16 protein-coding genes are annotated in these 13,126 nt (G+C 65.6%); 11 read left to right on the plus strand and 5 right to left on the minus strand.

Translation table 11 applies throughout. From position 1 onward, the window contains the following. Positions 1–7: 7 nt before the first annotated feature. Positions 8–493 (plus strand): FadR/GntR family transcriptional regulator, encoded by a 486-nt coding sequence (locus AC1RRW_RS16510; RefSeq protein WP_492902007.1) that lies wholly within the window; start codon positions 8–10, stop codon positions 491–493. On the opposite strand, the gene AC1RRW_RS16515 is transcribed toward AC1RRW_RS16510, so the two are convergent. The 4 genes from AC1RRW_RS16515 to AC1RRW_RS16530 form a co-directional block, all read right to left on the minus strand. Next, positions 490–1,122, minus strand: coding sequence for an SDR family NAD(P)-dependent oxidoreductase (locus AC1RRW_RS16515; protein WP_492901955.1), 633 nt, complete (start codon positions 1,120–1,122; stop codon positions 490–492). The two genes, AC1RRW_RS16510 and AC1RRW_RS16515, sit on opposite strands and share 4 nt — an antisense overlap. Next, a complete protein-coding gene (gene hisD / locus AC1RRW_RS16520) occupies positions 1,119–2,426 on the minus strand; it encodes a histidinol dehydrogenase (protein WP_492901956.1) in 1,308 nt (435 codons plus the stop codon). Before hisD ends, AC1RRW_RS16515 begins: the two co-directional genes overlap by 4 nt. 20 nt (positions 2,427–2,446) lie before the next feature. After that, positions 2,447–3,652, minus strand: coding sequence for an aspartate aminotransferase family protein (locus AC1RRW_RS16525; RefSeq protein ID WP_492901957.1), 1,206 nt, complete (start codon positions 3,650–3,652; stop codon positions 2,447–2,449). Positions 3,653–3,767: 115 nt separating this feature from the next. After that, entirely contained in the window at positions 3,768–4,133 is a 366-nt protein-coding gene (locus AC1RRW_RS16530; protein ID WP_492901958.1) for an FAD-dependent oxidoreductase, read from the minus strand. 68 nt (positions 4,134–4,201) lie between these two features. Here AC1RRW_RS16530 and AC1RRW_RS16535 point away from each other — a divergent pair, with 68 nt between their 5' ends. The 10 genes from AC1RRW_RS16535 to AC1RRW_RS16580 all read left to right on the plus strand — a co-directional run bounded on the left by AC1RRW_RS16535 (position 4,202) and on the right by AC1RRW_RS16580 (position 12,180). Beyond that, the gene (locus AC1RRW_RS16535; protein ID WP_492901960.1) at positions 4,202–5,260 is read left to right on the plus strand and encodes an ABC transporter substrate-binding protein; all 1,059 of its coding nucleotides are present in this window, start codon (positions 4,202–4,204) and stop codon (positions 5,258–5,260) included. A gap of 11 nt (positions 5,261–5,271) precedes the next feature. Next, entirely contained in the window at positions 5,272–6,582 is a 1,311-nt protein-coding gene (locus AC1RRW_RS16540; protein WP_492901962.1) for an NAD(P)/FAD-dependent oxidoreductase, read from the plus strand. Positions 6,583–6,613: 31 nt separating this feature from the next. Then, a complete protein-coding gene (locus AC1RRW_RS16545) occupies positions 6,614–7,561 on the plus strand; it encodes a dihydrodipicolinate synthase family protein (protein WP_492901964.1) in 948 nt (315 codons plus the stop codon). Next, the gene (locus AC1RRW_RS16550) at positions 7,551–8,312 is read left to right on the plus strand and encodes an SDR family oxidoreductase (protein ID WP_492901965.1); all 762 of its coding nucleotides are present in this window, start codon (positions 7,551–7,553) and stop codon (positions 8,310–8,312) included. Before AC1RRW_RS16545 ends, AC1RRW_RS16550 begins: the two co-directional genes overlap by 11 nt. Beyond that, on the plus strand, positions 8,309–8,515 hold the full coding sequence (locus AC1RRW_RS16555; RefSeq protein ID WP_492901966.1) for a hypothetical protein: 207 nt from the start codon (positions 8,309–8,311) through the stop codon (positions 8,513–8,515). Before AC1RRW_RS16550 ends, AC1RRW_RS16555 begins: the two co-directional genes overlap by 4 nt. After that, the gene (locus AC1RRW_RS16560; protein WP_492901968.1) at positions 8,512–9,858 is read left to right on the plus strand and encodes an amidase; all 1,347 of its coding nucleotides are present in this window, start codon (positions 8,512–8,514) and stop codon (positions 9,856–9,858) included. Before AC1RRW_RS16555 ends, AC1RRW_RS16560 begins: the two co-directional genes overlap by 4 nt. Before the next feature lie 684 nt (positions 9,859–10,542). Continuing rightward, positions 10,543–10,977, plus strand: a complete 435-nt coding sequence (locus AC1RRW_RS16565; protein ID WP_492901969.1) for a hypothetical protein — start codon at positions 10,543–10,545, stop codon at positions 10,975–10,977. 81 nt (positions 10,978–11,058) lie between these two features. After that, positions 11,059–11,418 (plus strand): hypothetical protein, encoded by a 360-nt coding sequence (locus tag AC1RRW_RS16570; RefSeq protein WP_492901971.1) that lies wholly within the window; start codon positions 11,059–11,061, stop codon positions 11,416–11,418. A gap of 12 nt (positions 11,419–11,430) precedes the next feature. Further along, positions 11,431–12,042 carry a helix-turn-helix transcriptional regulator gene (locus AC1RRW_RS16575; protein ID WP_492901972.1) on the plus strand — a complete coding sequence of 204 codons (612 nt, stop codon included), beginning with the start codon at positions 11,431–11,433 and terminating at the stop codon, positions 12,040–12,042. A gap of 9 nt (positions 12,043–12,051) precedes the next feature. Further along, positions 12,052–12,180 (plus strand): hypothetical protein, encoded by a 129-nt coding sequence (locus AC1RRW_RS16580; RefSeq protein ID WP_492901974.1) that lies wholly within the window; start codon positions 12,052–12,054, stop codon positions 12,178–12,180. Positions 12,181–12,399: 219 nt separating this feature from the next. Here the strand turns inward: AC1RRW_RS16580 and AC1RRW_RS16585 are convergent, their stop codons facing one another. Beyond that, a complete protein-coding gene (locus AC1RRW_RS16585; RefSeq protein WP_492901976.1) occupies positions 12,400–13,125 on the minus strand; it encodes a GntR family transcriptional regulator in 726 nt (241 codons plus the stop codon). Position 13,126: the final 1 nt, after the last annotated feature.

The following is a 13,126-nucleotide window of genomic DNA, read 5'->3' on the forward strand; positions in this document are numbered from 1 at the left end:
AGCCTTCGTGGCGGAGGGCGCCACGCCGGTCTTCCGACTATCGGTGCTCGATCTGGGTGACGCCGCCGAGATCCAGAATGTCGTCGAACTTCTGGTCGCGTTCGAATCCGCGGCATCGGCGCTCGCGGCGACGCGCAGGACGAAACCGCAGTTGGCGATGATCACCGCTCAGTTCGAGGCCATGGAGCGGGCCATCGTCGAAGAACGCTCGGGCGTTGATGAGGATGTCGCTTTCCACCGCGCCATCGTCGATGCGACCGCCAATCCCGTTTTCCGCGACATGTTCGATTTTCTTGACACCCGGGTGAGAGGCTTCATCGGGGCCGCGCGCACGAATTCGGCGAGGCGCAGCCTTTCGCGCCAGGTCCAGGACGAGCACCGCGCGATCCTCGACGCCATCAAGGCGAAGGATGGCGAAGCGGCGAGAAGTGCCGCCGCCACCCATCTGCAGAACGCGATCAAGCGGCTGACGCAACAGCGCAATGGCGCCTAGCAGGCTGTTGGAGAAGGTTCTGGTCTGGCCTTGAGGACGAGTTCGTCGCCATTGTGACAGGCGAAGGAGATCCCGATCGCGCCGTCGTCGCGCGGTTCGGCGGAGCCATCGCCGGTGATCTCGTCCGTCTCGTCGAAGCCGGCCCCTGTGAAGAAGACCAGGCGAGGCTGGAGGAGAGGTCGAGGCTGGCCTGCCTCGGCCCGAAGGCGATCTCGCCACGGTTGCCGGCTCCGATGACGATGGCGGCGGGCGCGACCAGGTCGAGATGGCCGCGATCCCGCGGACCGGCCTCGACGATCAGCCAACGGCCGCCCGGCGTGCGGCTCGATCATGCGCAGCGCCGCCGCCCGCCCGGCATGCCCGTCGGCTTGCGTCAGGCCGGCGTCGGCCAGAAGGCCATGGCGGTTCTCCATCGGCCCATGCCCCACGAAGCAGGGCTTGGCCTCCCTGCCCGCCCCCTCCAGGGCCGTCGCCGAGCGGGCGCAGAGCACCACCCCGGCGCCTTGCGCCGCCAGGGCTGCGGCCGGGGCGAAACCAATGCCTCTGCTTGCACCCGTGACGAGCGCTCGCCTGCCGTCGAGGCGGAAATTCGGCAGCGGTGGCAGTGAGGGCCAGGCCGCGTCGGTCACGGTGCCGCTTCGGCGTAGGGCACGTTGACGCCGCCGAAACGGCGAAGCCGGATATTCGCCTGTTCGGCATGGCCGGCGAAACCCTCCAGCATGCACAGGCGCGAACAGTAGGAGCCGATGGTCGCGCTGGCCTCGTCGGTAAGAACACGCTGATAGGTGCAGGTCTTGAGGAACTTGCCGACCCAGAGACCGCCGGTGTAGCGGGCCGCTCCCAGGGTCGGCAGAGTGTGGTTGGTGCCGATAACCTTGTCGCCATAGGCAACGTTGGTGCGCTGGCCGAGGAAGAGCGCGCCGTAATTTGTCATCCGCCGCAGGAAGAAATCCGGGTCCCGCGTCATCACCTGCACGTGCTCGGAGGCGATGCGGTCCGCCTCCTTGACCATCTCCTCATCGTCCTCGCAAACGATCACCTGGCCGTAGTCTGCCCAGGCCTTGCGCGCGATCTCGGTGGTCGGCAGCACACCGAGCAGGCGCTCGATTTCCGCCATCGTCTCGCGAGCGAGCTTTTCCGAGCTGGTCAGCAGGATGGCCGGCGAGTTCGGGCCGTGCTCGGCCTGGCCCAGCAGGTCGGTGGCGCAGATCTCCCCGTCGACGGTCTCGTCAGCAATCACGAGGGTTTCGGTAGGGCCGGCGAAGAGGTCGATGCCGACCCGGCCGAAAAGCTGGCGCTTGGCTTCGGCGACGAACGCATTACCGGGCCCGACCAGCATGTCGACCGGCGCCATGCTCTGCGTCCCCAAAGCCATCGCGCCGATAGCCTGGACGCCTCCCAGAGCATAGATCTCGTCGGCGCCGGCGAGGTGCTGGGCCGCTACGATTGCCGGGGCCGGCCTGCCCTTGAACGGCGGGGCGCAGGTGGCGATGCGCGTCACGCCTGCGACCTTGGCCGTGATCACCGACATATGCGCCGAGGCGAGCAGCGGGTATTTCCCTCCCGGCACGTAGCAACCCACGGCGTTGACCGGAATGTTCCTGTGGCCCAGCACGACGCCTGGCAGCGTCTCGACCTCGAGATCGGTGATCGTGGCGCGCTGGTAACCTGCGAAGTTTCGCACCTGCTCCTGGGCGAACCGGATGTCATCCAGGGCACGGGAGTCGAGCTCGTTGAGGCACTCCCGGATTTCCTTGTCGGTCAAGCGGAAATCCTCGCGCGACCAGCCGTCGAAGCGCTGTGAATACTCTCGCACGGCCGCATCGCCGCGCGCCGCGATGTCGTCGAGGATCGTCTCGACCGTCTCGCGCACCTTCCGGTCGGCGTCCCGGGCGACGGCCGCGTCGATGCCCTGCTTCAGAATTCTCGCCATCGTTCCTCGTCCTCGCCGTTCTAGGCCGCCGCTGCCGCGCGCATGTCTCGACAGGCGCTCGCCAGAATCTCGACGGCCTCGGAGACATGGTTCTCGTCGATGATCAGCGGGGGAAGCAGGCGGATCACATTGTGTCCAGCCGGCGCGGTCAGCAGACCCCGTTCCCGCAACGCCGCCATCAGGCTGCGGTTCTCGACCTTGCAACCGAGGCCGAGGAGCAGGCCCTGTCCGCGCACGTCGAGCAGGATGTCGTCGAACTCGGCGACAAGCGCCTCCAGTCTGGCGCGCAACATTCCTCCCATTCGCGTCACGCGGCCGTTCGAGCCGTCGGCGTCGAGCAGGTCGCCGTCGAGCAGAAGATCCATCACAGCATTTCCGACGGCACTTGCGAGAGGCGCCCCGCCCAAGGTCGAGCCATGGCTGCCAGGCGTGACGAGATCGGCGACTTTCGCGTTCGCGAGCACTGCGCCTATCGGATAGCCGGCGCCGATGCCCTTCGCCGCCGCCAGGATGTCGGGAACGACGCCGGCATGCTCATGGGCGAAGAGTTTTCCGGTCCGGCCGAAACCGGTCTGAACCTCGTCGAGCACCAGCAGCAGGCCAAGACGGTCGCAGAGTTCCCTGATCTCGGCCAGCATCGGCACGGTGAAAGGCCTGATGCCGCCTTCGCCCTGGATCGGCTCGAGCAGGATTGCGCCGGTCTCCGGGCCTATCGCCACGCGAAGCGCGCCCATGTCGCCGAACGGGACCTTGTCGAAGCCTGGAATGACCGGCTCGAAGCCCTGAGTGAGCTTGGGCTGTCCGCCAGCGGCGATCGCGGCCATCGAGCGGCCGTGGAAAGCGTCGGCAAAGGAGATCACCCGCCAGCGCTGCGAGCCCGGCTGGTTCCGGAAGTAGCGCCGCACCAGCTTGAGGGCGAAGTCGATCGCCTCGCCGCCGGAGTTGGTGAAGAAGACGGCGTCAGCGAAACTGGCCTCGCAGATGCGGTCGGCCAGGCGTTCCTGCTCAGGAATGCGAACGATGTTGGAGGCGTGCCAGAGCTTGCCGGCCTGCTCGCACAGCGCCTTTACGAGCGCCGGGTGGCAATGTCCGAATGCGTTGACCGCGACCCCGCCGAGGAAATCGAGATAGCGGCGGTCCTCCCGATCGAAAAGGTAGCAGCCTTCGCCGCGCTCGGCTTCGAGATCTGTACGCGGAAACGCCTTCATCAGGTGGGGTGTCATCATGCTCGCCTAATTCATCAGGTTGCCTGACAACTATGAGATCATGTTCCGCGACGCAATCGCTTTCTTTCCGCGCGGCAGACCAGTGTGGCCTGGAGCGGTCGCCGCGCCTGTCCGCTCACGCGAAACGCGAAGGTGAAAGAGGCGTCAGGTCGATGCGCGGCGGCTTGCCGCCGACGAGGTCGTCGATGATCTCGGCCGTTTGCGTGCGCCGGTCAGCCTGAAATGGGTTCGCAAGCACATCCGGCCCAGCGAGCGGTATGATGCTGGAGGGGCTAAGGCAGCCCGAATTTCCGGAAGAGGCGCCGCTGCCCGGCGGCTCAGGATCGAGCAGTGTCACCGCATGACAGCGTCGGCCCAGATGCCACGCGATCAGCGTGCCGACGATGCCGCCCCGATCACAACGATCTTCCGTCGCGCTGACAAGCCTGTCCTTTGGGCAGATGCTTGCCTTGAAATACCAAACGCGATATTTGTCTGGCAACCCGGTTATTAGATCAATAAGCGCTTAAGCGAGCCGGGCTTGGTCACTGGGCGATCAGGGAGGGCAGGATGGATCTCGACAGGCGACAGATCGTGAAGGGCCTTGGAGCGGGCGCTCTCTCAGCGCTGGCGGCGCCCGGTCTTGCACAGAGCAAGCTGGAGGACACGCTCGTCGTCAGAACGACCGGCGGGGCCTTCGAACAGGCCCTCAAGAAAAACTTCTTCGATCCTTTCACCGCCGCTACCGGCGTCAAGATTCTGCCTGTCAGCACGTCCTATGGCGAGATGATCGCCAAGACCGTCGCCATGCACGCCGCCGGCAAGGCTGAATGGGACATCATCTCCCCGCAATATTACGAGCTCGCCAAGCTGTCGGACTATCTGGTCGATCTCGGCGATTGTGCCGCTCTGCCGCATGTCGCGAGCGACGGCACCGAGGCCGCCTGCGGGCGCTACGGCGTGCAGTATCTCACCGGGGCACTGGTGCTGAGCTACATGCCCGAGGCCTTTCCGAGCGGAAAGCCGCAGAGCTGGGCCGATTTCTGGGATGTGAAACGCTTCCCCGGCCGTCGTGCCCTGCCGAGCTACGGCAATCCCTGGGCCAATACACTGCTGCTGGCCCTGCTGGCCGACGGCGTGCCCGGCGACAAGCTCTTTCCGCTCGATCTGGACCGCGCTTTCGCGAAGCTCGACGAAATCAAGCCACATGTCACGGTCTGGTGGAAGACCGGCGCTCAGAGCCAGCAGATCCTGCGCTCGGGAGAGGTAGCGGCCACGATGATGTGGAGCGGAACCGCCTTCGCCGCCAAGCGGGCCGGCGTGCCGCTGGAATGGACCTTCAACCAAGCCATCGCCGACCAGGGCTCCTGGGCGATCCTGAAGCGCGCGCCGCATCCGAACGCCGCCCGCGCCTTCATCGACTTCTACATGCGTAATCCGGAAAGCCACGCCGCCTTCGCCCGCGAGATGGGCTATGCAACGACAAACCGCGCCGCGCAGGCCTTGCTGACGGCGCAGGAGCGACGCGAACTCGTGCCCGAGACACGCCCGATCGCGATCGACGCCGACTGGGTCGAGACGAATCGGGCGGCCACGCTCGATCGCTGGAACAAATGGATCGCAGCCTGAGAGGTTCGATCATGACGCGCGACGTGCTGACGGCCGACTTCAAGGCGTCTCCGTTCTGGTGGGAGGACGCGCCGCTGGCCCCTGCCAATGCCTCAGTGCCGGTGCGGGCCGATGTCGCCGTCGTCGGAGGCGGGTATTGCGGCATGATGGCGGCGACAGCGCTGGCGCGCTCTGGCGCCAGTGTCGTCGTCCTCGAAGCGGAGGATCCAGGTTTTGGCGCCAGCACCCGCAACCACGGCCATGTCGGCGGCATCGGCAAGCTGCCGGTCCAGCTCGAGAAAACGATCGGGCGCGAACGCGCGGCGCTGATGAAGGAGGATGCCGTGCGCGCGCGGCGCTTCCTGACCGGTCTCATCGCCGACGAGAAGCTGGACGTCGACTATGTGGAGTGCGGCCGCTTCATGGGGGCGCATAGTCCAGCCGCCTATCAGTCCTACGAGCGCCGGGCCGAGAGCTTCCGCACCGAGCTCGGCCTTACGGTCCGGCTGATTGCGCGCGATGAGCAGCGCAGCGAGATCGGCAGCGACTTCTACCATGGCGGCATCGTCGCGAAGGAGGCCGGGTCGCTGCAGCCGGCGAAGCTCTACCGCGAGATCCGGCGTCTCGCGGAGGAGGCCGGCGCCGTCATCTGCGGCCGAGCCCGCGTCACCGGGCTGGAGAAGGGCCATGGCGGCTATCGGCTGACCACGGCACGCGGCACGCTCCACGCCGAGCAGGTCGTCGTCGCGACCAACGCCTATACCGACCGCCTGAGCCCGTTCATCCGCAAGCGTCTCGTTCCCGTCACCGCCTATATGGTCGCGACCGAAGCGATGCCGCTGCAGCTCGCCGAGAAGTTGATGCCGACCAACCGGACCGGCGGCGACACCAAGCGGGCGCTCTACGCTTTCCGGCGTTCTCCGGACGGACGCCGCATCGTCTTCGCCGGCCGGGCGAAATTCCGCGACATCGACGAACGCTCGGCCGCACGCATTCTGCACGGCTTCATGTGCGGGGTCTGGCCGCAGATGCGTGACGTCCAGATCAGCCATTGCTGGAAGGGCTTCGTCGCCTTCACACTCGACAACATCCCGCATATGGGCAGCGAGGACGGGCTGCACTATGTCGCCGGCTGCAACGGCAGCGGCGTGATGATGATGAGCTATCTCGGCCATCAGCTCGGCCTCAAGCTGGCCGGCCGGCAGGACAGGCCCTGCGCCATCGACGGCCTGCCTTTCCCCGCCATCCCAGTACCCGGCTACAGCGGCGACCCGTGGTTCCTGCCGGTCGTCGGCGGCTACTATACGCTGCGCGACCGGCTCGACCGCGTCTTCGCCGCCTGAGGCGGCCCGTTTCCCGACAGATGGAGCTAAAATGGCGCCCAATCCGCTGCGCGATCGCCTGAAGGGTCTGTTCTCGGTCGTCGTCACGCCGTTCGATCGCGCCGGCGCCTTCTCGCCGGAGGCCTTCGAGACGATCCTGCGCTGGCATCTCGCGCAAGGCTCGGTCGGGCTCGTCATCGCAGCCGACAACGGCGAGGCCTCGCTGCTGAGCCTCGACGAGCGGCGGCGCATGGCCGAGATCGCCGTGCGTGTCGCCGCCGGCCGTTTGCCGGTGGTGATGGGAGCGATCGGCACGCATGCCTTCACCGCGGCCGAGACCGCGCGTATGGTCGCGGCCGGCGCAGAAGCCGGCTGCGACGCCGCGCTCGTCGCCCCGGCGCCCTATATCCACAGCGGCACGCGATCGGAGATCGTCACGCGCTACCGCGAGATCCACCGCGCCTGCCCCCTGCCGATGATCGCCTACAACAATCCGCGCCATTTCGGTGTGCCGCTGGAGGGCGATACGCTTCAGGCTCTGCTCGACGAGATCGAACTCGTCGGCGTCAAACAGTCCTCCCGCGATTTCCTGACGATCACGAACGAGATCGCGCGCTTTTCGGACAGGCTCGCGATGTTCATGGGCTGCGGTTATCTCCTGATGCCGGGCCTCGCTTTGGGGGCGGCCGGCATCATGTCGACCGGCATCGACCTGTTCGGCCCGGCTTGTGCACGCCTGCCGGAGATGGCGCGTGCGGCCTGGACGGACGAGACGCGGGCGATGCATCTGCGCATTGCGCGGGCCTACGCCTTCCTGCTCGCGACGGGCACGGCGCCGGCTCCGCTGAAGGCGGCGCTCAATCTCGTGGGGTTGCCCGCGGGGGATCCTCGGCCTCCCGCGCAACCGCTTGTGGGCGACGACCTGCAAAGACTCGTCGCCCTGTTGGACGAACTGGGAGTCGAGCGCGCAGCATCGGGCGAGCGCCATCATGCTGCTTGAAGGCGCCGCAGCGGTGGTCACCGGTGGTGGCACCGGGGTAGGGGCCGCGACCGCGCTGAGGCTGGCGCGCAAGGGCGTCAATGTCGTCGTGAACTACAGCCGCAGCGCGGCGGAGGCGCACACGACCGCCGAGGCCTGCAAGGCAGTAGGCGTGGAAGCGCTGGCCGTGCAGGCCGACGTGTCACGCGGCGAGGATTGCACGGCTCTCGTCGCCGCAGCGGCCGTTCGTTGGGGGCGCCTCGACATTCTGGTGAATTCTGCCGGGACGACGCGGTTCATACCGCATGAGGACCTCGACGCCGTGATGCCGGAGGTCTTCGAGGCGATCTCAACTTGCGAGGGCCTTCCAGATGAGCCGCGCCGCCGCGCCGTTATTGCGGAAGACGGCGCAGGGCGCCATCGTCAACCTCTCCTCCGTATCGGGCATGGTCGGCGACGGCAGCTCCATTCCCTATGCCGCTTCGAAGGGCGCGCTCAACACGATGACGCGTTCGCTGGCGCGTCTGCTCGCGCCGGAGATAAGGTCAACGCGGTCTGTCCGGACTGCATCGCCGGCCGCTGGATGCGCGATGGCGTCGGCAAGGCCTATGAGCGGATCATGGACGATGCGCGGCGGAAATCCGCGATCGGCCGGGTCGGCCGGCCGGACGATATCGCTGCGGCGATCTTGTGGCTGATCGAGGGTGCAGCTTTCATCACTGGAGACGCCATCGTCGTCGATGGTGAAATTCATCTGGGCAAGGGCACATGAGCGAGAACGACGGCTCCGGCGCAGGGATGACTCCCGAGGACGAGCTCGCCTTCCTGCTGGCAAGGGCCGGCATCCGGCTGACGCCCGAGCAGTTCGACGGCGTAGCTGCGGAGTGGCAGGGCTTTCGCACCCATGTCGATCTGGTGAACCAGGCTTTCGACCCGGCGGACGAGCCCGCGACGATCTTCGACGTCACGCGATGAACGGCTCCCTTTCGATCGTGGAGGCGGGCCGGCGGCTGCGCAGCGGCACCACCAGCGCCCTGGCGCTGACCGAGCGGGCTCTGGGCGAGATCGAGGCGCGAGATGGAGAGATCAGCGCCTTCGTCCGCATCGAGCCTCATGCGGCCCGGGCCGCGGCTGCACAGGCCGACCGGGAACTGGCTTCGGGGCACGATCGCGGGCCGCTTCATGGCATTCCCTATGCGATCAAGGACATCTACGACGTCGCTGGTCTGCCCACGACCTGCCACTCCCGCCTGCGCATGGACCACGTCGCCGACAGCGACAGCGCGGTGGTCGAGCGCCTGCGTGCGGGCGGAGCCGTCCTGCTCGGGAAGCTCGCGACCCATGAATTCGCCTTCGGCGGCCCGAGCTTCGACCTGCCATTTCCGCCGGCGCGCAATCCGCGGAACATAGCTCATATTCCCGGCGGATCGTCGTCCGGCTCAGCGGCGGCTGTCGCGGCCGGTTATGTCCGCTTCGCGCCCGGTTCCTGCACGGGCGGATCGATCCGCGGGCCGGCCGCCTGGTGCGGTGTCGTCGGGTTGAAACCGACCTATGGCCGCGTTTCGCGCCGTGGCGTCTTCCCGTTGGCCTGGAGCCTCGACCATTGTGGCCCGCTTGCTGCCAGCGTCGAGGACGCCGCGCTCGTATTACAGACGATGGCAGGCCATGATCCCCTCGACCCGGCGAGCGCGGACGTGCCGGTTCCCGACTTCGCCTCGGGGCTGGGTCGCGGTGTTTCCGGCCTGAGAATTGGCGTTCCGCGCGCCTTCTTCGACAGGCACCCGCTTCTCTCCGGCGAAATCGCGGCGGCGATCGACGGCGCGCTGGATCGACTGCGCGAGGCGGGAGCGATGGTTAGCGACATCGTCCTGCCCGATCTTAAACTGTTCGGTGCTTGCGGCCGGGTCCTGATGATGGCCGAGCTATTTGCCATCCATCGCGAAAATCTCAGCGCTCGTCCTGGCGCCTATGGCACGCTGACGCTCAACCGTTTTGCTCTGGGAGCGACGTTGACGGCCTCGGACTACCTCAACGCACAACGTCTCAGACGTCGCCTCAAGGCTGGGGTCGATGGCGCCTTCCAGCAGATCGACATCGTTCTCACGGCGATATCGCTTGATACAGCACCCGCCTTCATGCCGCCCCCCAATCCAGCGGCATGGGCGCTGCAGGCGAACGCGTTTAACGTCACGGGCCACCCCGCGATCAGTGTTCCGGTTGGGCTATCATCAAGCGGCATGCCATTGGCGGTCCAGCTCGTTGCTCCGCATTTTGATGAGGTGACGCTGCTCATTGCTGCGACTGCGCTGCATCTGTAGCCCCTTTCGGGGCTTGTCTGCGGAAGCCTTCCGCAACCCGGAACCGGACGATCTTTGTGTAGGAGCCTCGATCTGCTCTGTGAAGCGCGACAAAGGCAGGCGGTTCCCGCCGATGCGACCGTGTACGAGTCCCTTGGCAACCATGACGAAGGTCCGCTTATGGGCGAGATTCACGATGGGAGCGCCGCGACGCAGCGGCGGTCCGTCGAGCGATACAGCCTGCTAGCGCCGCGTGCCCGTTTAGTTGAACATTGCGTTTCTCTGCGTGGCTACGCTCCACCCTCTGCCGGAAGCGTTTCAAATTCCGAAGAGATCAGTGCCCCGGCGGCGGGTTTCGTTCTTCGTCAGACTGAACACGCCTATGTGGGCAAGGGGCAACTCATCGGTAATATCGGAACACAGCTTTAATCCATCCAGCTATCTGGAAATACGCCGCCAGGAGACGCGTTCACGCTCCAGTTGAGAGGCGATATTTGAAGGGTCGCACGTGCCGTCCATACGGAGGTTTTCGGACCGAGCCGAAGGGTCCGCGTGCGAATGGTCTCCTAAACTCAGGTTTATCCAGCTAAACCTGCGTGAAATGGCGGCTGGCCTAAACTGCGGATGAATTGTGCGGACGCGCCGTCGCCATCCAATGGCCGCGTCGGGTTCAATCACGTCCCGACCAGAAGGAGGCCCACGACGATGAAAATCCGCATTCTGGCAATCGCTGCTCTGGTCACATCGGCAATGTCCTTTCCCTACGTTGCGATCTCGCAGACGTCCCTCGCGCCGGTCGATCCCGGCGCGACGAAGGGTGGCTGGAATCTCGAAGCTGTCACTGCCAAATACCAGTCCGACGGTTACACGCGTATCGAGGTTTCGGTCGGCTCCCGGCGCGCCGAGGTTGACGCGATCAAGGGATCGTCCAAGGTTGAGGAGGTCTATGATCTGACCACCGGCGAGATCGTGAAGTCGGAAACGCGGCCGCTCAGAGCGGGCGAGAACACCGCGCCGGGCGTGTTCGTCGACCAGAGGGGCGGCGGCAACCATGACGGCATCGGCCACGATGGCGATAGCAACGGAAATCACAGCGGCAGGAACGATCATCGCAACGGCGAAAACCGCCACCAGAATTAATCGCGATCATCATATGGCTGTGGGAACGCCGGCCTTGCCGAGCCGGCGCTCCCCGCTTATTTCTGGGCCGAGGCTACCGAGATGAACCGTCGCCGTTTCCTGATTGCCGCCGCGACTGCCGTCACTCTTTCCGCTATCGATGCCCGGGCCGACGATGATCGCGTCGAGGAATGGGTCGAGTTTCTGGAGAAGGCTGGCTACAGCGATGTCTCCTACCGCCGCACTCTGCTCGGCCGCGTCCAAATCAGCGCACGTATTGCCCAGGACAGGCGTGAGATCGTTCTCAATCCCAGGACGGGCGAAATCCTGCGCGACATTCTAACGGACCCAACTGGCAAAATGCGAGCCTTCGGCGGGCCTCTGCCAGGCGGCAGTCATGGCGGAGACACGCGCGGAAGGGGCGAAGACCGCGATCACGGAGGGCATCGCGGTGAGGACTGACATGGCCTCCTCATGACACGTGTGATTGCCCTCATAGCAATTCTCGCCCTTCAGATCGCAAGCGCGCTGTTCTTCGTTTCCGACATCCTGTCATCGTACGTGTCGTTCACGACACAACCGCCTTCCTGGCAGATGCGGGAATTGACTGAGATCGCTGCCGCCGCGGGGCTGATCTGCGGAGTGATTTTCGGTGCAGCGGCACTCTGGCACTCCCACCGGCAGCGGCGCCGCGCCGAGGAGCGGCTGCGCCTCGCTTCGGGCGCGTTCATGGAGTTGCTCAAGGAACGCTTTGCAGCCTGGAAGGTGACTCCGGCCGAGGCCGACGTCGCCTTTCTCGCCATAAAGGGCCTTTCGATCGCTGAGATCGCAGCGCTGCGGAACACGTCGGAGGGCACGGTTAAGGCGCAGACCAACGCCATATACCGTAAGGCGGGCGTGAGCGGACGGCCGCAGCTTCTCGCGCTGTTCATCGAGGATCTCATGAGCGAAGACGGCAGTATCCGCGCGCGCCTTGCCGCCCCCCGACCTTCGCCGCTTCTGCCGCAGCTTAAGCAGGCCAGCATGGTATTGGAACACGACACGTCCCCGCCCGCAGCCGAAGCACTGCAATCGCGTCGGCGGTAATGCGCGATCATGACCTTCAGCCATGTCGGCGATGTCGCCATCGCCGGTAGCGATTATGACCTGCCGATCGCCCCGAACCTGGCGAAGGACATGATCCCAGACCTGCCGAACCGGCGCTGGATGGCCCATATCGCCTAAGTCGCCATCACGGCAGGCTTCGCTTACGTCGCCGTTATCCTCCGACGCCTGGTCGGGCAAGGTCATCGCCTATCGGTTTGGCCAACCAAGCGCGCGGACCGCGCGTATTTCGGTGCGGCTCGCCAGTTCGCTAGACGGTGTGCCGGCGCGACATGAATCCGCGGCGCACCTCAAGCAGGACCGCAGTAATCACCGCCGCGCCTGACAGACCTTAGTCTGCTAGCCAAGATCTCGCAGCTGTGGCTCGCCCAAGGAATTTGGGGGTCCCAGCAGCTGGCGAGCCACCCTATCGCGGAACAAGTCGGAGTGGCGCGTCGCGACAGAGTCGGCCTCGTCAGGCAATCTGCCTTCGATCGCCCTGAAGAGATCGCGGTGATCGGAGACGATCTGCGCGATGTGCGCCTCGAACTGGTCCGTGGTGTTATCGCCGACTTCGAAGCATTGCCGCGACAAACGCATCGCCTCGAGCTGCAGGTCCGAATAGGTCTGCTCTAGGAACGAGGAGTCCGCCGCGATCGCAATCTCCTTGTGAAAGCGGAAGTTCGACGCGTTCATGAACGCGTCGTTGCCGTTCTCGATGCTCTTCTCGAAGGCCAACATCTCCGACCTGATCCGCTCAAGTTGCAAAGGGGTGCGCCGGATCGCGGCCAGGCGGTGGAGCGAGCGGGATAGCAGACGGTTCGCCTCGAAGAACGGTCTGAGCTGACCGACCTCGAACGAGGATACGCGGATCTGGCGGCCGTCCCTCTGGAGGAGCCCCTCGGATACGAGGCGGATGACGGCTTCCCTGACGGGGGTGCGCGAGACCCCCAACTCGCTCACGATGCGCGCCTCATCAAACACAGAGCCCGGCACGAGGTCGAGCGTGAGGATCCTCTGACGCAAGTCGTCATAGACCCGGTCCCCGTTCCTAACGGCTCCGTCTGCAGCAAGCGCCAGGCTCATC

The sequence above is a fragment of the Allobosea sp. GW821-FHT12C12 genome, from assembly GCF_058807355.1.